This is a genomic window from Paraburkholderia caffeinilytica (assembly GCF_003368325.1).
GTDB lineage: Bacteria > Pseudomonadota > Gammaproteobacteria > Burkholderiales > Burkholderiaceae > Paraburkholderia > Paraburkholderia caffeinilytica.
On record NZ_CP031466.1, the window covers coordinates 3,457,057 to 3,478,763 of the forward strand.

The 21,707-nt window shown below is 59.7% G+C and carries 19 protein-coding genes and 1 riboswitch; of the genes, 8 read left to right on the plus strand and 11 right to left on the minus strand.

The features are described from left to right. Positions 1-51: 51 nt before the first annotated feature. Positions 52-792, minus strand: a complete 741-nt coding sequence (locus tag DSC91_RS15185; protein WP_115779481.1) for an SDR family oxidoreductase — start codon at positions 790-792, stop codon at positions 52-54. Between the two features lie 267 nt (positions 793-1,059). Here DSC91_RS15185 and DSC91_RS15190 point away from each other — a divergent pair, with 267 nt between their 5' ends. Both DSC91_RS15190 and DSC91_RS15195 read left to right on the plus strand, forming a co-directional pair. After that, positions 1,060-2,001 carry an AraC family transcriptional regulator gene (locus DSC91_RS15190; protein ID WP_115779482.1) on the plus strand — a complete coding sequence of 314 codons (942 nt, stop codon included), beginning with the start codon at positions 1,060-1,062 and terminating at the stop codon, positions 1,999-2,001. 149 nt (positions 2,002-2,150) lie between these two features. Further along, positions 2,151-2,333: riboswitch (yybP-ykoY riboswitch) on the plus strand. Between the two features lie 13 nt (positions 2,334-2,346). After that, positions 2,347-2,937, plus strand: a complete 591-nt coding sequence (locus DSC91_RS15195) for a TMEM165/GDT1 family protein (RefSeq protein ID WP_115779483.1) — start codon at positions 2,347-2,349, stop codon at positions 2,935-2,937. Between the two features lie 138 nt (positions 2,938-3,075). Here the strand turns inward: DSC91_RS15195 and DSC91_RS15200 are convergent, their stop codons facing one another. After that, positions 3,076-3,834, minus strand: coding sequence for a hypothetical protein (locus DSC91_RS15200; protein WP_115779484.1), 759 nt, complete (start codon positions 3,832-3,834; stop codon positions 3,076-3,078). A 227-nt stretch (positions 3,835-4,061) separates the two neighbouring features. On the opposite strand from DSC91_RS15200, the gene DSC91_RS15205 reads away from it, so the two are divergent. The 3 genes from DSC91_RS15205 (at position 4,062) to DSC91_RS15215 (ending at position 6,647) form a co-directional block, all read left to right on the plus strand. After that, positions 4,062-5,093 (plus strand): DUF1571 domain-containing protein, encoded by a 1,032-nt coding sequence (locus DSC91_RS15205; protein WP_115779485.1) that lies wholly within the window; start codon positions 4,062-4,064, stop codon positions 5,091-5,093. A gap of 282 nt (positions 5,094-5,375) precedes the next feature. After that, positions 5,376-6,176 carry an acetoacetate decarboxylase family protein gene (locus DSC91_RS15210; protein ID WP_115779486.1) on the plus strand — a complete coding sequence of 267 codons (801 nt, stop codon included), beginning with the start codon at positions 5,376-5,378 and terminating at the stop codon, positions 6,174-6,176. A 96-nt stretch (positions 6,177-6,272) separates the two neighbouring features. Next, entirely contained in the window at positions 6,273-6,647 is a 375-nt protein-coding gene (locus DSC91_RS15215) for a tautomerase family protein (RefSeq protein WP_115779487.1), read from the plus strand. A gap of 99 nt (positions 6,648-6,746) precedes the next feature. On the opposite strand, the gene DSC91_RS15220 is transcribed toward DSC91_RS15215, so the two are convergent. Beyond that, positions 6,747-7,466, minus strand: a complete 720-nt coding sequence (locus DSC91_RS15220) for an ABC transporter substrate-binding protein (protein ID WP_229758358.1) — start codon at positions 7,464-7,466, stop codon at positions 6,747-6,749. A 362-nt stretch (positions 7,467-7,828) separates the two neighbouring features. Here DSC91_RS15220 and DSC91_RS15225 point away from each other — a divergent pair, with 362 nt between their 5' ends. Further along, the gene (locus DSC91_RS15225) at positions 7,829-8,380 is read left to right on the plus strand and encodes a thioesterase family protein (RefSeq protein ID WP_115779489.1); all 552 of its coding nucleotides are present in this window, start codon (positions 7,829-7,831) and stop codon (positions 8,378-8,380) included. An 87-nt stretch (positions 8,381-8,467) separates the two neighbouring features. Here DSC91_RS15225 and DSC91_RS15230 read toward each other — a convergent pair whose 3' ends face one another. Further along, a complete protein-coding gene (locus DSC91_RS15230; RefSeq protein WP_115779490.1) occupies positions 8,468-8,833 on the minus strand; it encodes a winged helix-turn-helix transcriptional regulator in 366 nt (121 codons plus the stop codon). Between the two features lie 159 nt (positions 8,834-8,992). Between DSC91_RS15230 and DSC91_RS15235 the strand changes: the two genes are divergently transcribed. Further along, the gene (locus DSC91_RS15235; protein ID WP_115779491.1) at positions 8,993-9,985 is read left to right on the plus strand and encodes a zinc-dependent alcohol dehydrogenase family protein; all 993 of its coding nucleotides are present in this window, start codon (positions 8,993-8,995) and stop codon (positions 9,983-9,985) included. Between the two features lie 115 nt (positions 9,986-10,100). Here DSC91_RS15235 and DSC91_RS15240 read toward each other — a convergent pair whose 3' ends face one another. The 6 genes from DSC91_RS15240 to DSC91_RS15265 form a co-directional block, all read right to left on the minus strand. Beyond that, entirely contained in the window at positions 10,101-11,072 is a 972-nt protein-coding gene (locus DSC91_RS15240) for a LysR substrate-binding domain-containing protein (protein WP_115779492.1), read from the minus strand. 49 nt (positions 11,073-11,121) lie between these two features. Then, positions 11,122-11,973: a transporter substrate-binding domain-containing protein gene (locus DSC91_RS15245; protein ID WP_115779859.1), complete on the minus strand. Its 852-nt coding sequence runs from the start codon at positions 11,971-11,973 to the stop codon at positions 11,122-11,124. A gap of 98 nt (positions 11,974-12,071) precedes the next feature. Next, on the minus strand, positions 12,072-13,634 hold the full coding sequence (locus DSC91_RS15250; protein WP_115779493.1) for an HAL/PAL/TAL family ammonia-lyase: 1,563 nt from the start codon (positions 13,632-13,634) through the stop codon (positions 12,072-12,074). A gap of 409 nt (positions 13,635-14,043) precedes the next feature. After that, positions 14,044-15,969 (minus strand): alkaline phosphatase family protein, encoded by a 1,926-nt coding sequence (locus DSC91_RS15255; RefSeq protein WP_167470511.1) that lies wholly within the window; start codon positions 15,967-15,969, stop codon positions 14,044-14,046. Positions 15,970-16,467: 498 nt separating this feature from the next. Next, on the minus strand, positions 16,468-18,180 hold the full coding sequence (locus DSC91_RS15260; protein ID WP_229758348.1) for a porin: 1,713 nt from the start codon (positions 18,178-18,180) through the stop codon (positions 16,468-16,470). A 984-nt stretch (positions 18,181-19,164) separates the two neighbouring features. Continuing rightward, a complete protein-coding gene (locus tag DSC91_RS15265) occupies positions 19,165-19,728 on the minus strand; it encodes a cysteine hydrolase family protein (protein WP_115779496.1) in 564 nt (187 codons plus the stop codon). 775 nt (positions 19,729-20,503) lie between these two features. Here DSC91_RS15265 and DSC91_RS15270 point away from each other — a divergent pair. Continuing rightward, positions 20,504-21,154: an MHYT domain-containing protein gene (locus tag DSC91_RS15270; protein ID WP_308422877.1), complete on the plus strand. Its 651-nt coding sequence runs from the start codon at positions 20,504-20,506 to the stop codon at positions 21,152-21,154. 127 nt (positions 21,155-21,281) lie between these two features. Here DSC91_RS15270 and DSC91_RS15275 read toward each other — a convergent pair whose 3' ends face one another. Continuing rightward, positions 21,282-21,707 carry a YeeE/YedE family protein gene (locus tag DSC91_RS15275; protein WP_115779498.1) on the minus strand — a complete coding sequence of 142 codons (426 nt, stop codon included), beginning with the start codon at positions 21,705-21,707 and terminating at the stop codon, positions 21,282-21,284.

Here is a 21,707-nt window from a genome sequence, read left to right on the forward strand (position 1 = left end):
TGGCGGATGCATGCGAAGTCATGGTGGATTTCTCCGTGGAGATGAGGATCGTTAGAAAGGGCTCGCTGTCGGGCGCACGACGATTTCGCTGACATCGACATCCGCCGGCTGCTCGATCGCATAGGCGATCGAGCGCGCAATGGCGTCCGACGTCAGCGCAATGCGACGGAAGTCGCGCATCGCGGCCCGCGCGGTGTCGTCGGAGATCGAATCGGCCAGCTCCGACTCCACGACGCCGGGGCAGATCACAGTCACGCGAACCTTGTCGGTTTCCTGCCGCAGACCGTCCGAGATGGCGCGCACGGCGAACTTGGTGGCGCAATACACGGCGGCCGTCGGTGAGACGGACAGGCCGCCGATCGAGGAGATATTGATGACCTGGCCAAACCCCTGGCGCTCCATGGTCGGCAGAACCGCAGCGATGCCGTGCAGCACGCCGCGAATATTCACGTCGATCATGCGATTCCATTCGTCCACCTTGATTGCGCTCAAGGGCGACAAAGGCATCACACCGGCGTTGTTGACGATCACGTCGATGCGGCCGAAAGTGTCCAGTGCGAATTGGGCGAAGGCGTTGACGTCTCCGGCGGACGTCACGTCGAGTGCCTGGTAACGAACCGAGCCGCCGTTCGCCTGGATTTCTTCAGCCAGCGCGGCGAGTCGTTCCGTACGGCGCGCGCCGATCACGAGTTGGTGCCCCTGGGCGGCGAGCAGCCGGACCGTTGCTTCACCGATACCGCTGCTGGCCCCGGTGATGAGGATGACTTTGGGTTGGTTGGATTGCGTCGTCATGTTGCTTTCTCCGTTTCGATAGTCTGTGCAGGTTGGGTCGAGGGAGAGGCTACGAAGTCTGCGCACCAAGCGGCAGGGCAATCGCGGCGGGGTCTCCCGGGCGCTTCGGCTACAGCGTCCAGCCGATGACCCATCTTATGAGCCGGGCACCTGCGCGCGAATACACGCGACAATCGCGGTATTGCCTATTCCTATTGAAGTGGGATGCGGCCCGTCGATCGTATCCAGTAGAATTTCCTCACCCGATCTGGCGAAAGAGGAGTCTTCGTGACCGTTGCCGACAACCCGGTTTCCGCAAGAATGGTGAGCCTGCTCCAGCGTCTGGCGCCGAACGAGGGGTACACCCAGTCCGCGCTGGAAGGCGTGCGGTTCATGCGTTCGAACCGGCCGCTGGGGCGCACGCCGGTGCTGTACGAGCCGAGCATCGTGATCGTGTGTCAGGGGCGCAAGCTTGGCTTTCTGGGTGAAGAGGTGTATGTCTACGACGCCCAGCACTATCTGATCTTGTCCGTGCCGCTGCCGTTCTCGACTGAAACCGAAGCGAGCGAGTCCGAGCCGATGCTGGCCGTGTCGTTGCGCCTCGATCTGATCGAGTTGAGCGACCTGATACTGGCGATCGATCGCGGCGGAAACCACCAGCAAGGCACTCCGCTAGGGATCGTATCGACGCCGCTCGAAGGCGACCTCGCCGAAGCGGCTTTGCGTCTGCTGCAAGCCATGACGTCACCCCTGGACGCCGAGGTGCTGGGGCCTGCAATCGTGCGGGAAATTTGCTATCGAGTATTGATCGGGGAACGAGGCGGAGCGATGCGGGCTGCGCTCGCGCATCAGGGCCGCTTCGGCAGAGTCGCGAAAGCGCTGCGGCGAATTCACACCGACTATGCGCAGCCACTGGATGTCAGTCGTCTCGCGGAAGAGGCGGGGATGAGCGTTCCCGCGTTTCATGTCAACTTCAGAACCGTTACGCTGACCTCTCCGATCCAATACATCAAGTCGACGCGTCTGCATCAGGCACGCCTGCTGATGATTCGCGACGGGTTGACTGCCGCCTCGGCGTCGGCGCGCGTCGGCTACGAAAGCCCCTCGCAGTTCAGTCGCGAGTTCAAGCGGTTTTTTGGACGCTCGCCGGTCGACGAGGCCCGAGACATGCGGGCATCGTTCGCGCTATCGCCAGCTGCAAAGATCGACGATTTCGCCGCGTCTCACTGACGGACTGGAAGCCGGCTACTCCCCAAAGACAGGGGCGAGCATATGATGCGCGAAAGGCATTCGTAATAATTGGCACGCGCAGCAATGCTCAACCGCGAAAAGCGCTATTGTGGCGGCTTGCCTCTGTAACATGAGGCGCGATAAAATCGCGCCTGCTCATTGGGGAGTAGCCGCCTCGAACGCCACGTTCGAGGGTGCACGTCAACATACTTGGCGAGTCGAGAGACCCGCTATGGCGTGCGCAGCCAAGTGCCTGGCAAGACCGATGACACGCATTCCGACCTAACCGGGTCGCCGGAATGCGCGTCATCGCGTTTTTTCTGCGCGGCCCGGGTACAACAACCCATGCAATCCTTCCTCATTTCGACCAGCGTGGTCGGCCTTGCCGAAATTGGCGACAAGACTCAACTCTTGTCCCTGGTACTGGCGGCGCGATATCGCAAGCCCATCCCCATCATTCTTGGTGTTTTTGCCGCTACCCTCATCAATCACGGTGCATCCGGCGCACTCGGCGCGTGGCTCGCGAGCGTTCTGAGTCCGGGCATTCTGAATTGGGCGGTTGTCGCGTCATTCGCGGTGATGGCGGTGTGGATTCTCATTCCCGACAAGCTGGACGACGCTGACGCGGTATTGACGAAAAACTCGATGGGCGTGTTCGGCACAACTGCGCTTACATTCTTCCTCGCCGAGATGGGCGACAAAACCCAAATCGTCACGATCGCGCTTGCTGCGCGTTTTCACGAGTTCTTCGGCGTTGTCGCGGGCACGACGCTCGGCATGATGTTGGCCAACGTGCCCGTCATCTATCTGGGGCACAAATTCGCCGACCGCTTGCCAACCAAGGCGGTCCACATTCTGGCCGCCATCATCTTCGTTGTGCTTGGTGGCCTCGCCCTCAGGACCGCGCTGTTTCCGCAAGCGCACCCGTTGTTCTAGTTCGAGAGCTTGCCTTATACGTTCGAGCCGTGATTTCCACGACGCGGTTTCCTGGACTGAACGTCACGGCCGAGGGGATTTCATCATGGAGCTGCTCTGATCCAGGTGCGGGTGTTTTCGGTTGAGCGTGGATGGGTCTCACATCATGCCGCCCATGCTGCCAGTGCCACCTACGCTTGCTCCCCCGGTCCCGCTTGTACCGGTACTCGGCGACGTCGCAATCGGATGTGCGGCTCCCATCGCGGCTATAAGCGCGACGGCGGCTGCGTCCGGTTCGCCGTTGGTGTCGATTGCGCCGAGAGCGAGGAGTGCTTCGAGATCGCTGTCCTCGCCTGGCTGACCGACCGTGAATGCGGTGGTCAGAAAATTGGGGGTGGAAAGCGTAATGCCGTACTTTTGCTGCAGACTCTGGACGACGGCGGCCTGCGCGGTCAGGACGTCGGTCTGATTCTGCAGCGTCTGCTGAAACGGTGTGCTCGTTGCGAAGCCGGCGATAAGTCCGCTTTCATTCGTACCGAGTTGCGCCGCCAGATACGACAACAACAGGTCGGTCTCCGGCGTGACGTTGTACGTGCCGCCTGCGAACGCTGTGGAGTGCAGCGTCGTCCCGCCCGAGGTCGCAGCGATCATGCAGGGCATCGCCGCGCCGAATGTCGCGTGGAAGTTTCCGTTCGCATCCGCCGCGACCGAGGTGGAGCCCCGCGCGCAGCCGATGCTAATCGTCGCGTTCGCGAGTGCCTTGCCGGTTGCCGCCGTACCGGCAATCGACACCATCGACAGGCTGCTCGCGCTGCCGCTACCACCGCCTCCGCCGCCGCAGCCCGCGAATAGCGCAACGGATGCAGTTAGCAGCCCCGCGCAAACAGGACGGATGACGTGCTGTTGTCGAGTGCTCATCGAAGTCTGCCGTTGGTTCGTACGTCGTTTAAACGATTTCGTGGGGGCGTCTATTCCATCTCTCGCATAGCGCCTGATTTTGCGAGGACATTGCGCACTATCCGCCCCGAGCGAGGTGGCGGCTGAGTGCCGAAAAGTGTCCCGGCTCCACCGCGGCAGACCTTCACTTCACACGATTGGAATATAGGGGCCACGCCATACGTTTATTGGGAGCGCCGGCACCCGAGATGATGATGGCCCGTGCTGAACCCATGATGCCTTGCGGTGTTCGTCTTTCCGATCGTCCAGCAAGCCTAAGCACGCTGCTTGCCGCGGGTTGGCAGGCAAGCGCGCGGACGTTGCTGTGCGCGCTTGCGTTGACGTGCCTGTTTGTCTGCATGGGCGCCGAGGCCCAATCGGCCAAACCGGTGACGCCGGTTTCACCCGGACCATCGACGGAATGCGCCGACGCCGCCACGTCGGATACCGTGAGTGTGGACGTCGACCGGTTCAGGTGTCTCGCGGCGCGCGATCAGGCGGCTGCGTTGAGAGCGTGGATCGAAAGCCGCTCGCTTCTGTCCCTCACTGACGCCCAGATTCTTTCCCTGATGGACGCGATGAAGCCAGACGCCTTTGTCGAGTACGCGAGATCCGACATGGTTCCCGACGACGCCTGCGAATACAGAATGTTCCGGCAGGAACGCATAGCCGGCAGATGGTCCGGCGGACCCGATCACATGGTTATCCGATACCAGGACAGCCCCAGAAAAGTCTACGCAAAATGGCTGCCTGATGGCGCACATGCGGGGCAGGAGATTCTCTACGACGAAACAAGGGACCCTGATAGCGTCGTCGGTCATCTGGGCGGCGCGCTGCGTATTTTGTCAGGCAAGATCGCCATCGACGGCTCGTTCGCCCACACCCAATCCCGTCATAGTGTCCGCGATCTCGGCCTGCAGTACATCGCGCGCACCATTGAGCACGACGCCCGCAGCTTTCGTGAAGAGGGCTTGACTGAAAAGCCGGCCCGCATCGAACTCATGAATGTGCACGGCACGCGCTTGCTTGCATGGACGTGGACTGCTCCGTCAGGGCCGCCGGCGCACTACGCGCAGCGCGTGAGACTGCTGTTCGATCTTCTACACCCCTGGCCCAGTGGTGAATCCGCGTGGGACGAGCGCGGCGACCTGGTGGAGATGATCCGTTTCGAAGACGTTGTGCCTCACCGCTGGAGCGAATCGATTTTCGATCGGCATAACCCTGAATACGGTTTTCGCTGAGGGCATATCCAGCGAAACGCCCACGCCGGTTCGCAAGGATTGGTTGCCGCGATGCAGGGTTGTGATCTGCAGCGCGGTCGTGCGATTTCGAAAGCGTCAGCAGGCGAGGCGCGGCACTATTCCTTCACGCCCAGCACGCCGGATCGAGCGCGACGCGGATCGCATCGTGGCCGCGAGTTGCGTCCTCGAACTGTCCGCGTCAGGTGATGCGCGGCGTTCCCAGGAAACGCAGGGATTCCATGTGTAGCGACGTCCCGTCGCCCCCGATCAAGGAGAAACGAGATGCCTAAAGCGTTTTCGGTTCCTATTACTCCGCAAGGCAAGTCCGCACTGGCGACGCTGCCGCCGTGGCACTATTCCAGCGACTGCCTCGCCATCGAATACTGGGCCGACCAGAAAGCGATCGCGGCGCTCCTCCCGCCAGGTGTCACGGTGGACGAGAAATCAGGCGGCCGCTGCTTCTTCTGGTTTCTGGATTGGCAGTTCACGGGTTCCAATGACGAATTGACGGACCCGGCTCGCTATCAATACCGCGAAGCTTTCGTTCTGGTCGAAGCAGTCTTCGAAGGTGTTCCGGTCAACTACTGCCCCTACATCTTCGTCGACAACGATGCGGCCATCGCCCGCGGGTGGGCGCAGGGGTTTCCAAAGAAACTCGCCAGCGTCTACCAGACTCGCAGTTTCTCCGCGCCGAGTCTGGCCGCTGCGCCGCTTGCCAAAGGCAGTCGCTTTGGCGCGAGTGTGTCCGCGCACGGCGAGCGGCTGGCAACGGCGCGCATCCAGCTCGATGAACCTGTCGCGGATCCGACGACCGTGTTCAACCGGCCGACGACGATGCGCCGCTACTTTCCTCAACTCGCAGCGGGACTTCAGGAAAAGCCACCGGTCGATGAACTCACCATGTCGCTCACGGACAATCTCGCGATCGTGGATGTCTGGACCGGATCGGCGGAACTGAAGATTCCCGAAGTCGACGGCGAGGACATGCACCTGATTGCGCCCTTGCGTGTCGGGCGAGGTTATCGGCTCGGCATGGCGTACTCCGTGACCGACCTGCGCATTCTGAAGAACTACGCCGGATGATCGTGGGGACTGTTCTGTGAGTTGGCAGGGAGGCCAGGTTGTGCAGGCCGCCGTCAATGCGAATGCCCGCGAAACATCAGCATAGGAGCCGCGCTCATGCCGCTCTACACCTTGATTACTCAGGACGGCGTTCTCAGCAGTGACGCCAAGGCCAGGCTCGCGATGGAACTGACAATCCTGCACTCCGACTATGCGGGCGTGCCAAAAAACTGGGTACACGTCGTGTTTCAGGACTATGCGCCGGGCAGCGGGTTCACTGCGGGAGAACCCGCTGCAACTGCCGCGCTCACGCTCCTGATGCGGGCAGGGCGATCACCCGAATACAAGCGGGAATTGATACAGCGTCTTTGGAAACTGTTCCAGACCGCGACGGGCGCGCCCGATGACCAGATTGTCGTTGGCATTCAGGACGTGCCCGCCAGTCAGGCGATGGAGATGGGCCAGGTCATGCCGGACGTCGCGGGCGAATAGTGCGAGGGCAAGGGCGCCGACGCGTGTCCGATTGCTCACCGGTTGCTGCGAAAGTCTTGCATGGGGTGCTGTGCCTCGAGGGCACTGACGCGTCGTACGCTACTCGTTGTTGTCGGCGACTGCCGCGCCCGCGATGTGATGTCGCGCCAGCGAAGCCGCGACGAAGCCTGACGCCTTCATGTCCTCGACGAACCTCGACAGATACGCAACCGCTTCATCGCCCCTGGTCTTTGGCACGCCCATCGCCTGACGGATCACCATGAAGCGCTGGTCCAATATCCGCAATCCACCGGTTTTAGCGGCGTCTTCTTCGAGCTGTTGCTTGACGCCTGCAGCCACGTCCAGATGCTGATCCAGAAAGCCTTGCACAACCGCCGGTGAAGTCGGCATCCGGACGAGTGTCGCGTGATGCAGTTCGCGCGTCAGAAACAGATCGTAGGCGCTGCCCTTGCCGACCGCGACCGTCACGCCGGGTCGATCGACGTCCTCGTTGGCGGCGATTGGCGAACTGTCGCGCACGAGATAGAACCCTTCTATCAGCACATACGGTTTGGTGAATGCGATCTCCTGTCCGCGCTTCGGATCGACGGCGAAGAACCCGATGTCCGCCTTGTCCTGACTCACGTTTTCAACCGAGGCGCCCGCCGACTTGACCACGACCAGTTGCAATGGCACGCCCAGTCGTTTGGCGAATTCGGTGGCGAGATCGACAGACACGCCGACCGGTTCGCCCGTCGCCGGATCAAGACTGGCGAGAACAGGATTGCCGAGATTGATCGATGCGCGCAGCGTGCCGCTCGGCGCGAACACCGTCGCCATCGACGCGCTCGCGTCTTTCGTTTGCGCGACAGCGGGCGTTGGAACGGGTACGGATAGGACCGCACTCGACGCCATTAAGGCTGCCAACGTTCTGACCACACCGCTACGGCGTTTTGCGATTGAAGGCTTTGTCATCTTGGGTTGCCCTTGATTAGCGTGCCAGAGCGACATTATCCGGGCATTTGTCGAAAGGCGTGTGCGGACAACCCATGTCGATGTCGTGATGCGCTACGACATGTCGTTTCTTTTCGAGTGAGTGTTCTACAGATTTGCCGGGCCATCTTTGTCCGCGATCTTGTTCGCGCGACTACCATGCACGTTTCTATGCCGCACGCGGCGCGTTCCTATCATCGGGTTTTCGCATGAGTCTATTAATTCGTTTGCTGATTCTGTTATTCGCCAGTCGTCGCCGGAGCCGGCTGCACGTGCTCGACACGTGTATCACGCCGTTTCGCGTCTGGCTAAACGACCTCGACGTGTTGCGTCACATGAACAACGGCCGTTATTTCACGATCCTCGACCTGGCGCGCGTGGATCTGATGATGCGGAGTGGTCTATGGCGGCAATTGAAGGCACGAGGCTGGTATCCCGTCGTCACACTGGAAACGATGCGTTTTCACCGGTCGCTCGAGCTTGGCGACCGCTACAACGTCCGCACGCGTGTTATCGGTTGGGATGAAAAGCACATCTTCATCGAACAAGGGTTCGTGCGCGACGATGTGCAGGTCGCATTGTCGGTTGTGCGAGCACGGTTCCTGAAGCGAAGCGGCGGCGTCGTGACGACGGCCGAGTTGCTGCAACTGTCGGAGATTACGCAACCTTCGCCGGAGTTGCCCGAATGGGTCGCGAGCTGGAGTGAGGCCGAAGGAGGGTTGGCGTTGAAGCAGTCTACGTTTGCCTCATCCGTTTCTTAACCGTCCGGCCAGAAGCGGCCACTGGACCGTTGCTCGCAACTTGGCGACAACGCAACACTCACCGTCATGGGCTAACGTTGCGTTTGACTATGCCGCGTCAACGGCTTTTGGCCGCAAGCCCCGCCGCTCCAGCCAGCCCGTTCCCCACTCGTTGAGCTGCGAAAGAATCGGGCCGATCGTACGTCCCTCGTCCGTCAACGCGTATTCGACTTTGGGCGGCACGACGGGATAAACCGTGCGGGTAATGAAGGCATCGTCTTCGAGTTCACGCAATTGCTTCACGAGCAGCCGCGGCGTGCATCCCGGCAGTTGACGGTGCAACTCGTTGAACCTCATCGTACCTTTGGTCTGCAGGTAATAGAGGATCACGCCTTTCCAGCGGCCGTTGATGAGGTTGAGCGTCGCGACCATTGCGCACGCCGGCACTTCATCGTATTTGCGACGCTTCGGCATCACGATCTCCAGGATTCGGGCAGAGCGAGGCAGCGTTTTTACACTACCCTTTTGTATAGTATATGTAAAAAATTGTAGTATTGCACCGCACAGCGCACACACGAACAATGGAGTTAACGCTCGGCGACACAGCCCGAGCTACCCTCCAAGGAGCCATGTATGACCCGTGTTGTCCGCTTTCATGAATATGGCGATGCCGACGTGCTGCGTATTGAAAACGTGGACGTTCCTGCCCCTGCCGCAGACGAAGTTCAACTCACTGTGAAGGCCATCGGCCTCAATCGTGCCGAGGTTATGTTTCGTACCGGCCGCTATCTGCAAGAAGCGGTGTTCCCCTCTCAACTTGGCTACGAGGCGGCGGGTGTCGTCAAGGCGCTGGGCGCAGACGTTAAGGGCTTTGCTGAAAACGATGCCGTCAGCGTCATTCCGACACTCGACATGTCGCGCTGGCCCACATACGGCGAACTCATCAACATTCCCGCCAAATATGTCGTCAAGCACCCGGCAAGCCTGACCTATGAACAGGCCGCTGCATCGTGGATGCAGTACGTCACCGCGTGGGGTGCGTTGATTGAGCAGGCGAAATTGAATGCCGACGATGTCGTGATCATCTCGGCGGCATCGAGCAGTGTCGGCGTCGCCGCGATTCAAGTCGCCCGGAGTGTTGGAGCGACCGTGATTGCTACCACCCGGACAAGTGCGAAGGCTCAACCGCTTCGCGATGCCGGCGCACACCATGTGATTGCCACGTCGGAAGAAGACCTCGCGGCGCGAGTGAAGGAGATCACCCATGGGAAGGGTGCGCGCGTGGTTTTCGATCCGATCGGCGGTCCTGCAATCGCGCAGCTTGCGGAGTGCATGTCGTTCGGCGGCATCCTGCTTGAATATGGCGCACTCAGCACGGACGAAGGGACGTTCCCGCAGTTCGCGCTGCTAGGCAAGTGCCTTACCTTCAAGGGCTATCTTTACGTCGAGATCACCGGCAACGACGCGCTTCTCGAACGCGCCAAGAAATTCATTAACGAAGGTCTGGAGTCAGGCGCTCTCGTCCCGCTTATCTCGCGGACTTTCACATTCGATCAGATCCAGGACGCAACCCGCTTCCTCGAATCGAACGAGCAAATCGGCAAGATCGTCGTGACGGTCGACTAGGCGGCGCCGCGAAGCACACAACACATAAGGCGCCCGCTGGCGCCTTATGTTCTCTGCACGTGTCACGGATATCCGTTGACGCGCCGAACTAACGTGTTGAGCCTGTCCATGCGCTTCAGTCGCCGAACATGGCTCTGATGTCGCGTCCTGTCTGCTCGGCTTCCTCAATGAGCCAGTCGAGAAATTGCCGGGTTGCGGGGGAGTCTGCCGCAGTTCGCTTCCAGCAAATGAAGTAGGGGAACGGCATGGGCAGGGCAACCTTGAACGGCGCGACAAGCTCGTGTCGCTTGATGCTATCGATGGCAAAAAAGCCCTGTCCCAACGAAATGCCTCTGCCCCGAATCGCGGCGTCGATTGCCATGCCGGAAACGGAGTAAGTGAGCGGCGCCAACACCTCGGGCAGCGGCACGCCAACCGCATGCAACCAGTGCTCCCATGTTGGTGGCGACATGTTGGCCCATCCCCACTCCACGTGAATCAGCGGGTAGCGCAAGATATCCGCCGGTTGCGAGATGGGTTTTTCCGCCTGCAATAGCGAGGGCGCGAACACGGGTGCAACTTTGTCCGTGAAAACGACGTGATAGGGCGTTCCGTCGTTGGGTAGCGCCCCATACGTTAGCCGGACGTCGGCACTTCTCGCAGCAATACTGGTTTCGTGATCGACGACCTCGACATGGACCTGCACGTGAGGGCAGATGGTGTGCCACGTGTCCAGTCTGGAGGCAAGCCAATGGGTCGCGACTGACGGAAACGTCATCAGGGTGAGCCGGCGGCCCGTCTGCGCCTTGAGCGTCGCCTGGGCGCTATGAAAGCACTCGAATCCCCGGGAGATGTGCGAGTGGTACAGCTCGCAGAGCGGGGTCGGTCGAAGGCCCGTGTTTTCCCGCTCGAAAAGCGCAACCCCGAGAAAGTCTTCGAGCACGCGAATCTGCTGACTAATCGCACCGGGCGTGACGTGAAGCGCTTCGGCGGCGGCCACGACGCCGCCGTAACGAATAACAGCGTCGAATATCTGCAGGGCTCGAAGAGGAGGAAGGCGGTTCATGTCGTTGATCTGGCCAATGCCATCGTGAAGCCAGTCTAGCAAAGACTGATCTCCGCCTCGACGCGCAACGGCGTCATGCAATGCCGCACGCTTACGGTTTCACATCGGTCTTGAACCACTTTTCCGACAAGCGCGTCACGGTGCCGTCTGCCAGCGCTTCCGTGATCGCCGTGTCGAATTTCGCTTTCAGATCCGCATCCTGTTTGCGAAACCCCAGCCCTTCTCCCGGTCCCCAAACCGGGCCACCGATCGTCGGTCCGGCGACGCGGATTCGAGCGGTGTCTTTGTTGCCGGCGATGCCGGCGTAATAGGTGACGTCGTCGAAGGCCATGTCGACGCGTCCGTTGACCAGGTCGAGGTCACGTTCGGCCGAGGTCTTGTAGAGGCGTACGGAAGTGATGTCCTTGAAGTTGTCGGTGATGAACTTGGTGTACACCGTGCCGGATTGAATGCCGATCGATTTCCCTTTCAGTTGATCGCGCAGCGGGGCGATCATCGGGCCGTCGATTTTGGGGTCGCCAGTCAGCTTGAGCGAAGCGGCTTTTCCTGTCGTGTTCGCCAATCCATGCCCGTCTACCGCCGCGAATGCGGCCGGTGTTGCCGCGTAGGGTTTGGAGAAGGCGATGACCTGTTGACGTTCTGGCGTGATTGCAAGGGCATCCATCACAACATCGAATTTGCCGGCCTGCAGGCCGGTAATGAGGCCGTCAAAGTCCTGGGCGACTGTTTCGCATTGCAGGTTGACCCGCTTGCACAGATTGTCGATCAATTCCGGCTCGAATCCCGAGATCTTTCCGCTCGGCAACGTCAGATTCCACGGAGCATAGCTGCCTTCCAGGGCAACCTTCACCGTCTTCCATTCCTTTGCTTGAGCGCCGTTTCCGGCCAGCGCCAACACGCCGAGAAAGGTAACGAGAGAAGCCTTCAGGGCGTTGGTGGACATCGTATTCACATTACACCTCCATGGTGTCGTATCAAGGTCGGGCGTGGATTGGAAGATTCGGATCGCCGCACTCCGCGGCATGGCGGGCGCTACCGGCTTCAGCTGTGCAAGGTGCCGGCGATGTTTTCCACGATGTTCAGCAAGTCGCCCTGTTCGACGAGCCGGTGGACACCCATCATGTCCGGATAGAAGAACCGGTCGCCTTCCGCAGTCGGGGCAACCTGCCGAATTCGCGCATACACCGCCGCGGTGGCGGGCGAGGCGTCGGCGGGATCGAAGAAGTCCAGCGCCTGGGCAGCGGTGAGCAGTTCGATCGCCAGCACGTGCTGCAACTTCTGCGAGGTGGCGTAGGCTTTTCGCGCTGCGTGATAGGCGAAGCTCACGGGGTCTTCCTGGTTGCCGCTCGTCGGTACGCTGTCGACGCTTGCAGGTTGAGCAAGCGTGCGCATCTCGCCCAGCAATCCGGCCGCCGTGTATTGAATGATCATGTAACCGCTGTTCAGCCCCGGATCCTTCGCGAGGAACGCGGGCAGTTCGCTGAAGTACGGGTTGACGAGGCGGTCCGTTCTGCGCTCCGAGATCTTCGCAAGCGTGGTCATGGCGATGCAGAGGAGATCGCATCCGATGCCGACGAACGTGCCGTCGAAGTTGGCGCCGGATATCGCGGTGCCGTCCTCGCCGTCGGGATGGATGACAGGGTTGTCGCCGCACGATCCCACTTCATCGAGAATCGAGTCGTAGGCGTCCTTGATCGCCCGCTTGGACGCCCCGTGCACCTGGGCAATGCCGCGGAGGCTGTAGGTGTCCTGCAGCCGGTAATCGGCAAAGCGATCGCATAGCGCACTGCCGGCCAGCAGCCGCCGGATATTGTCGGCCGTGTTTCTCTGATCGGCATGTTTCTTGACGGCGTGATAGCGCGCATCCAGCGAGCGCGTGGTGGCCTTGAGCGGTTGCAGGGACATCGATGCGGCAATGTCCGCAACCTTCGAAAGCTCGATCGCGTTGTAAAGCGCCAGCATCCCGATCGCGGTCACCGAGGTGGTGCCGTTGGTGAGCGACAGCCCCTCCTTGCAGCGCAGCGAGTGCGGCTTCATTCCGGCTCGCTCCAATGCTTCGGCGCCGCTCATGCGCTCACCGTGCCAGAACGCTTCTCCTTCGCCGATCAGCACCAGCGCCATATGGGCCTCGGGCGCGAGATAACCGACCGATCCGTCGCCCGGCGCGAACGGTGTGATGTCGTTGTTCAGCAGGCCGGCGATTTGCTGCAGCAATTCGAGGCTCACGCCGGAATAACCTTTGCCGAGGCTGATCAGCATCATCAGGAGCGTGGCTCGCACAACTTCGCGAGGCAGCGGCTCGCCGACCGAAACGGCATGGGAGCGCACGATATTTCGCTGAAGCTGCTCGGCGTCGTTCGGGCTGATGACGTGTGTCGAATTGGCGCCAAAGCCGGACGTCACGCCATAGACCAGCCGGTTCTGACTCAGAAAAAGATCGACCAGGCGGCGCGAATTCAACACGCGCTCGCGATAGACCGAGGAAAATTTTATCTGCGCGCCATATCTGGCTACGGCAATGAATTGCTCGATCGAAATATCGGATTCTCCGAGCTGGACTTCGGATATCTTGCCTGGTCGAGATTCGATGTGCGCCAAATTCATTCTGGATTTCCTCTGTCGAATGCAATGAAATGAAGTGGGCGGAAAAATCGGCTTCAGAGCGCGATGTTTTCCGGAGATCATTGCAGGGCAGAGTAGCGTCGGCGGTGCCGGCGCACAAACGATTTGATTTGAGTTCCGTGTTTAGTTTTTCTAAAGGCGGATTTTTTGTCGGGCTTGATATGGTTTTGTGAAGTAGTTGTTTTTGTTTAATTCGGTAAATTGATTTGCTTGTATTTTCGTGGGGCGCCAGAAAGTCTCGATATTTATTTTTATTTATGTAAATGTTTTTTCTTGAATTCTTGTGTGAGCAGGGACATGCGGTGGCTTGCCTGACCGAAAGGACTGAGTGGTCGACGAAATAACAGACGGCAGAGCCGATTGGGCTCTGCCGTCCATGCCACATTGTTACTTACGGCGTGCGCGGAAACTCGAACGCGTCGAACAGATCGTCGATTGCGGGCGCGTTGACCGGCACATACGGATGCGTCTGCAACTGGATCGGATTCGGCAGATTGTCGCGGCTTCTATTCGTGATCGGCTTCAGACGCCAGTTGCGGTCGATGAACTTCACGATCGACGCGTGATCCGCGTACTGGTGCGCAACACGGCCACCGCGCGAGTAGGGCGACACGACGATCAGCGGAATGCGCGGGCCGTCGCCGAAGAAGTCGAGCGGCTGGATGTAGCCTGAATCGTAGTAGCCGCCGCCTTCGTCGGTCGTAACCAGAATCGCCGTCGAAGCCCACAGGCTCGGGTCGCGTTGCACCGTGTCGACCAGCTTGTGCACGAACGATTCAAAGAGACCGAACTTCGACGACTCCGGATGCCCGTCGAGCAGACCGCCCGGCTTCACGAACGAAACCGCGGGCAGCGTGCCGTTTGCAATGTCCGCGTACAGATCGGTCGTGTCCTGCAGGTGCGCCTTGACGAGCGCGGGGTTCGTCATGATCGCGGTTTCGTACAGGAACGGGTTGCAGATATTGCAGTAGACACTGGTGGCCGGTGCGCTCACAAACGTATTCCAGCCTTCACCGTAGTACTTCCACGAGATGTTCTTCTCGAGCAGCGTATCGGCGATTGTCCGCACCGGCGACGGCGGGATCGTGAACGTACTCGTATTGACCGTGCCGTCCCCGTTGTAGCCCGGGTTGTAGTTGTTCAGCAGGTAATACGTGTTCGGTGCGCACTTCGCGTCCGGCTTGTACGGCAGGCGGTTGAGGTACTGGCGCAGCGCGCCCGCGCCAGGCTGATGACCGTCCGAGCAGTTGCTGTACGTACCGCCCGAATAGCCGTCCTGCGTGTACCAGTTGTTGGTGTTCGCCTGCGGCAGCGGATTTTCGATCTCATTGGCCGGCGGCTTCGCGGCATTGCCGTTGCCGTCCGTGTAGTAGAGCGCATCGGCGGTGCCGATCATGATGCTGTTCGCGCCCGTGCCGCCCATCACCGGCTGGTGATAGTTGTCGCTGATCGTGAATTCGCGGGCGAGATGCGTGAAGTACGGCATGTCGCCAGTGTTCACGTTGTAATAGCCGAGCGCGGTCGCGCCTTCGCCGGTCGTCTCGTCGTTGAAGTTCGCGGGCCGCGGGTTGCCGTTCGAACCGGCGCCCACCGACGTCTCCACCCACGCGAACAGATCCATCTGACAACCGCTCGGATTATCGAGCGTGGCGTGATCGAGACTGCAGTCGGCCTCTTGCCAATTCTGGTAGAAGCGATGCACCGGGCTGTTCATGTACTGGTCGTAGTTGGGACCGACGCGCGAGATCTGATACGGTCCGTTCGGCAGGTTATACGTGTTCGAGCCGAAGCGCGTATCGACGCTGTGCGCCGGCAAGCCGGTCGCACCGGTGGTCAAGTGCACGACGTCCCACGGCTCCATCATGGTGCCCTCGGCGGCCTGCGCTGCTGCGAGCGTGGCGAACGGCGGCGGGCTGGTATCGCTCGGTGTGCTTGCCGTAGAGCCGGTATTCGGCGCCGGCAGCACGGTATAGGGCTGCTTACCGCCAGGCGCCATGTCGAAGCGCTTCGGGTCCGTGGCACTGGCCGTGTATTGCGCGGCCAGCGCGAAGTTCGGACCCGGGTGGCCGTCGGCCGTGATGATGCCCTTCGAGAGCAGGTTCGACACCGTCTGCCCCTGGCGTGGCGTGTAAGCGCCGAATACGTGATCGAACGTGCGGTTCTCGCCGACCACCACGATGACATGCTTGATCGGCGACGCGGTGTTCACTGCCGCAGCCGCTATCGCGGCCTGCTGCTGGCTTTCTGCGACGGTCGGCCAGATCGCCGCGGCAAGCGCGACGGAAACGGCACCGCAAAGCAAGCCACCTCGAAACATTGGAATACTAATTACATTGGCAATTTTTTTCACGAACGCCTCCATGACGTTACTCGGATGAGCAAGCAGTAATGCGGCGTGTGGAGACGACGGGCAGCTCTCTGCGTGGAGATGCTGCCTCTATTACAAATCATTACGACGGTAAGAAATTATCGGGAGGGGGTGACAATACGGGGACGAAAAAAAGTCGGTGCCGTGTGAATCTACTGACGGATTGCTTTCATTGTGATTCACATTGCATGCGTTGCCTGGTGGCAAAGGCTGCGAGGGCATCGTTGCTCATGGCGAGCGTCGTTCAGCCGAGCCAGAATTTTTTGCAGTCGCCGCGTGCGTCGCATCCGCGAGCGCGTCTTTGAGGCAGTTCTGGTCGAGTTTCCCGTTTGTCTGGTGTGTGTCGGCGGAAAGCGGCGATGCCGCAGCGATGGAAGACGAATCCTGAGTACCCCGGACACGCTCCCGACTGCTGACGCCTCCGCCTCCGCCTGGTTGGCAGCGCTTTCAGAACTTGTAGTTCAGCCCGACGGAGAAACCCATTTCTCTGCCGCCTGCGTAGCAAAACGGCGCACCCTGCGAGATCGAGCTGCCGTCATGACAATCGACGGTGACGCTTCGCCCGCCTGCGCCCAGCGCATAGTGCGCCGCTGCCTGATTGATGACCATGGCATAGTCGGCATACACAGTCGCATGTTTGTCGATCGCATGCTTATACATTGCAGTGAGCATATTGGCGCCATTGGAAGGATTCGGGCTACCAATAGCATTCGGGTCGGCTGGAGCCGTGTTGTGTTGCCCCGGGTCACCCGGCGTGCGATTGGCGTGCGCCCAACCGACGCTCACGCTGTCGTTGGGGGTGATTTCCTGCGTTAGGGCGAGCCAGAAGCCGTTACGGCTCCGCTCGTTCTGTGTTTGCAGGTAGGCCGGAATCTTTCTGCGCATCACTTCATAAATTGCGCTCACCGTGGTGAGGGTGGGCAATTTATATTGCGCACCGACCTTGAATGCCCATTCGTTGCCGATATCGTTGGGGTCCGTTCCATCAGGCGAAGCCAGCGCAGCAGGCGTGTTCATGACATCGCTTGAGCGATTCACGCCGAGGTGCAGCTCATAGGCGGTCGTAAAGTACAGCGGGCCGTTGCTATAGGCGAGGTTCGCGCTGTAGGCCGACCCGTAGCTGCCGTCGTTACACGCGATTGGCGTTCCACCACTCCCGGGGACATTGCCGCCCGTGCAACTCGACTCACCCGAAGCCTGCACCGAATTTTCGTAACCGCGATTTTGCCCAGGCGAAACCAGTGCGTTGAGCGACCAGCCATGGAAACTGGGCGACTCATACCAGATCGCATGATCCAGCCGCGTACCGAATTCGACGCGATTGTCGCCACCCGTGTTGCCCATGATGACGGAGTAATCGCCGAGCGTGCCGGAAAACGGATTCATGCGTGCAGTCGACGTTTTGTAAGGCGCATCGGTCTTGCCGATCTTCAACGCGCCCCAGGTGGGCGATGCTACGCCAATAAAGCTGTTGCGCGACGTCAGGGCGCCCTTGACGGTCGAATCCTGAGAGGAGTTCGAATTGGAGGACCCTGAGGTCGCCGAAATGTCCAGTTGGGTTTCCAGTTGATAGACGAACGCCAGGCTGGCGTCGGAACCGAATGGCCGCTTGCCGCGAACGCCGATATAGGAAAGATTGGATGAGACGTCGGGTTGCCAGCCCATATGCCCTCTTGGCGAGACGACGGTCCCGCCTGGTGCGACGTACGAGTCTTTGAGGCCCTTGGTCGCGTAGTCCACGGAAAGATCGAGATTGCCGTAGAACTCCATGTCGCCCAGCGCGGCCAGCAACGACTTGAGCTTGGGCGGCATGCCGGCGCCCCACCCGGAGGTATCGGCATCCGATGTTTTTTGCGCGCCGGCGGTTGTACCCGTGTTTGCGTTTGTACCTGAACCAGTACCTGTACCTGCGTTTGTGCTTGCGACAGCTGGACTGACCGCTTGCTGACTGTTCGCTGGCTGGGCTTGCTTTGCCATCAGTGCGTCGAGCTTTTTATTGAGCGCTTCCATTTGCTGTTTCAACAACTGGATCTCTTGTTTGTCGTCATCCTTCGCCGTTGCCTGAGCGAATGCTCCTCCCGAACAGGTCACACTGCCAGCTGCAAACAGGCATAGCGAAGCCGCCGCATGACGCGGCTTCAGATTCCTTATTCTCATCATCTCCTCCAATATTAATTAATAATGCTAATGAATAAGGAAAATAGATATCGCAGCCCAAACCTCTATTTCGATCCGATGAGAATCACGTGCAGAATCAGTCGATTCGAGCTACTCGCCACCTTCCCTATGTGCTGCTACGCGGACCGCCTCCGTCCGGCGGGGTCTTATCCAATCAGTCACTCAGTCAATCGATGATGACGCTCGGTATCCAACGCAAATGTCCGATGTTTCGGATTGCGGGTAACTCGCGCGCAAAATGGGGCAATCCGCGCGCTCAAGGCAGCGGGATATTTCCGCGGTAGCGATGTGCCGACCCAACCCGACCGCTCAGGCATTTCGATCGACTATCGGCGTCTCAACGTCGTCATGGGGCACACGTCTCCATCTCCGGTTTTGGAATTCGTCGCGCGAGCGGCGCGCTGAATGACGCAGTCGAATCACTTCATCGCTTGCATGTGCGTCGGCAATGAAGCGCTATTGGTCGGTCAAATGGAAATCGCACCAACGAGAGACCTGCGGGGGCGCGCAAACGGTCTCACAAAAGTCGTTGTGTCTTCACGGAATCTGAGTGCATGCTGCGCGAGAACAGCGATCAGTGAAAGTTAAAACATTTTATGGTTTGCATCAGGCATCCCGTATACGCTGGCGGCCTTCAACGAATTTCGACCATGAAGAGCGCTACCCTGCGCCAACTCAATACCTTCGAGACGGATGGATAGCGCGCATTCGCCGAAGCTGGGATCGGATGTTTGCGCCACACCAGGCGGTCGAGAGAGGCGGGCGAGTGGTAGCGCGGCGCGTCCGAATCGTTGGAACGCCAACTACGACTCGCCTCTCAGGCGATGTTATCGCCGACAGTGGATTGATTCTCGCGATCAGTCGCCATTGCGAGTGCGCGTCAGGCGCTCAATCGCGGTCTGTTCCATCAGCGCACTATTGGTCACGCGACTCGCCCGAGCTTGCTCGAGAGCAGACGTCAAACATCTAGGCGAGCAGCAACAAGGCATCCGCGAGCGACAGCACTGTGGTGCGCGAATCGAACGCGGTAGAGAACAGATGTTCATGCACCACCTGATCCGGGTCATAGCAGCAATCCTTGACCGTATACAGGCGGAAGTCCGCGTCACTCGCATACGCGACCGACGACAGCACGACGCCGGTTGACGCAATGCCGACCATAATCAGCGAATCGACACCTTGTGCCAACAGTCGCGCCTGCAGATCGGTGCCGAAGAATACGCTGGCGCGATGCGCGACGATGAGCGGTTCATTGGCCTGCTGACCTAATTCCGGCGAGGTCCTGTCGTCGACGAAGAGGCCAAGTTGCTTGATGCCCTGCCCATTCTTGTTCAATGGGCTGACTTCCGGATAGCCCGGACTGAACCGGAGGTTGGCGAAATAGACGCCGACGCCTTTGGCCCGCGCCGCGTCGCATAGCTTGCGCGTATTGGCGAGCAAGGCCGGCGCGACCGATGGAAAGAGCCCGAGAATGTCGGTCTGATAATGCATGACGACAAGCGCGGTTTGCGCCGGCGCGATTGTCTCCATTTACACATCTCCTTTACGTCGACACGCGGTTCATATTCACAACCAGAGAACGTCGAATGTAGCGAAGCATCCGTTGTCAAAACGGTGCTTCGATGCCGTGGAAATAATACTTCATGTCGTCACGCCGATTAGTCGATAAGACGAAGTACCGTCTGCATGCTCACTTCAAACCCGAGACGGGCGTTGACCTGTTTCCGATCCACGCGGCTGAGATGGATCGCGTGATGCAGATTACCGCTCTAAGGGCCACGGGAACTCCATGCTTTGTGCATCGGCACCGCACCGCGATGCCGGATACGCCGCACAAACGTAGCGCCCGACTCTGGAGACCTTACTCAACGAGCGCCCAATCAACTTGCCCTATACTCGGCGTTGCTATACCGTAATCTGTATTGCATTCGCAGCCAGTTACACAGACGGCATTTTCGATTCATCCAAAGCGGCTTGAGCAGAAGTAGAAACATCATCGATATCGCGGCCGCGATTCGGCGGGGGAAGAGGCTCGGAATGAATTCATAACCGCACAGGTCAGTGCGATTTGTCGTGCTCAGTTCTTCGTCGGCGGAGAGGCCGTGCGAGGCTGCTATAACCACTAATCGAGCTTTTGTGAAAGGGCCGCCGACTTATGCAATCTAACTACAACCTCGCGTTAGTCGCCATTTCCGTTGTCGTCGCGACACTGGCTTCCTTCACGGCAATCGATCTCGCAGACCGGCTTTCCATACTGGCTTACGCTCGTGCCCGACACCTATGGCTGGCGGCCGGCGCGTTGGCGATGGGCGTCGGCATCTGGTCAATGCACTTCATCGGAATGCTCTCGTTTTCCCTGAGCATCCCGATTGGCTACGATTCCGGCGTTACCTGCTACTCGCTGATCATCGCGATACTCGTCTCGTGGTTTGCGTTGCACGTCGTCACGCGGGAGCGTCTGAAGCTGCTCCATTTGCTCGCAGGTGGGGTCTTGATGGGTTTGGGTATCAGCAGCATGCATTACATGGGGATGGCCGCGATGCTGATGAACCCCGCGATTCAGTACGAGCCAACTCTTTTTGCCGGGTCAATTGTCATTGCAATCGTCGCGTCCACTGCGGCGCTGTGGGTTGCGCATACACTCCGCGGCGCCGATCAGAGCCATGTGATGCCCAAGCGCATTGGTGCGGCCTGTGTCATGGGCATTGCCATCGCAGGCATGCATTACACCGGTATGGCCGCGGCCAATTTCCCGGTTGGGTCGGTGTGCGGCGCCGCGAACGGCGTCAAGCCTCAATGGCTCGCTGCCGCCGTCATTCCGTTTGCGTTCGCGATTCTCATCGTGACGCTGTTCCTTTCCCGTCTGGATGCGAGAGTCGAGTTTCTCGCCAATTCGATCGCCCGGCTTAATGATCAGATTGATCGCAGGCGAGGTCCGACGCATTGGTCGTTCTAACCAATCAGGAAGGGCCTGTTAGCCGCGTTCGCGACGTCGGCCAACCTTGTCCGAAGCGATGGCTGCCGTAACGTCTTGCATTCGACTTATTGTTCGGACGCACGCGCGAAGGTGGACGAGGTGAGCGTTAGTTGGTTTGGGTAGAGCGCTGCTCGGCCAGAGAGAAAATTTTCATACCAACGAGCATGGCGATGACGAACAGCATCGCTTTAAACTCGCCGCTGCCGGCGCTCACGAGGGCCGGTCCCGGGCAGAAACCTGCCAGGCCCCAGCCGGCACCGAACATGGCGCTGCCCGCAAGCAGGCGGCGGTCAATGCGGGTTGCGGTGGGCAGCGACATGGGCGCGTCGAACAGGCTGCGCTTGAGCCTGCGCGCAATCGCGAAGCCGATGCCGCCGATGGCGATTGCACCAGTCATGACGAACGCCAATGACGGGTCCCACTTGCCGGCGATATCGAGAAAGCCAAGCACTTTCGCCGGGTTGGCCATGCCGGAAACGATCAATCCTGTGCCGAATATCAGCCCGGCCAGCAGCGCGTTGAGGATTAGCAT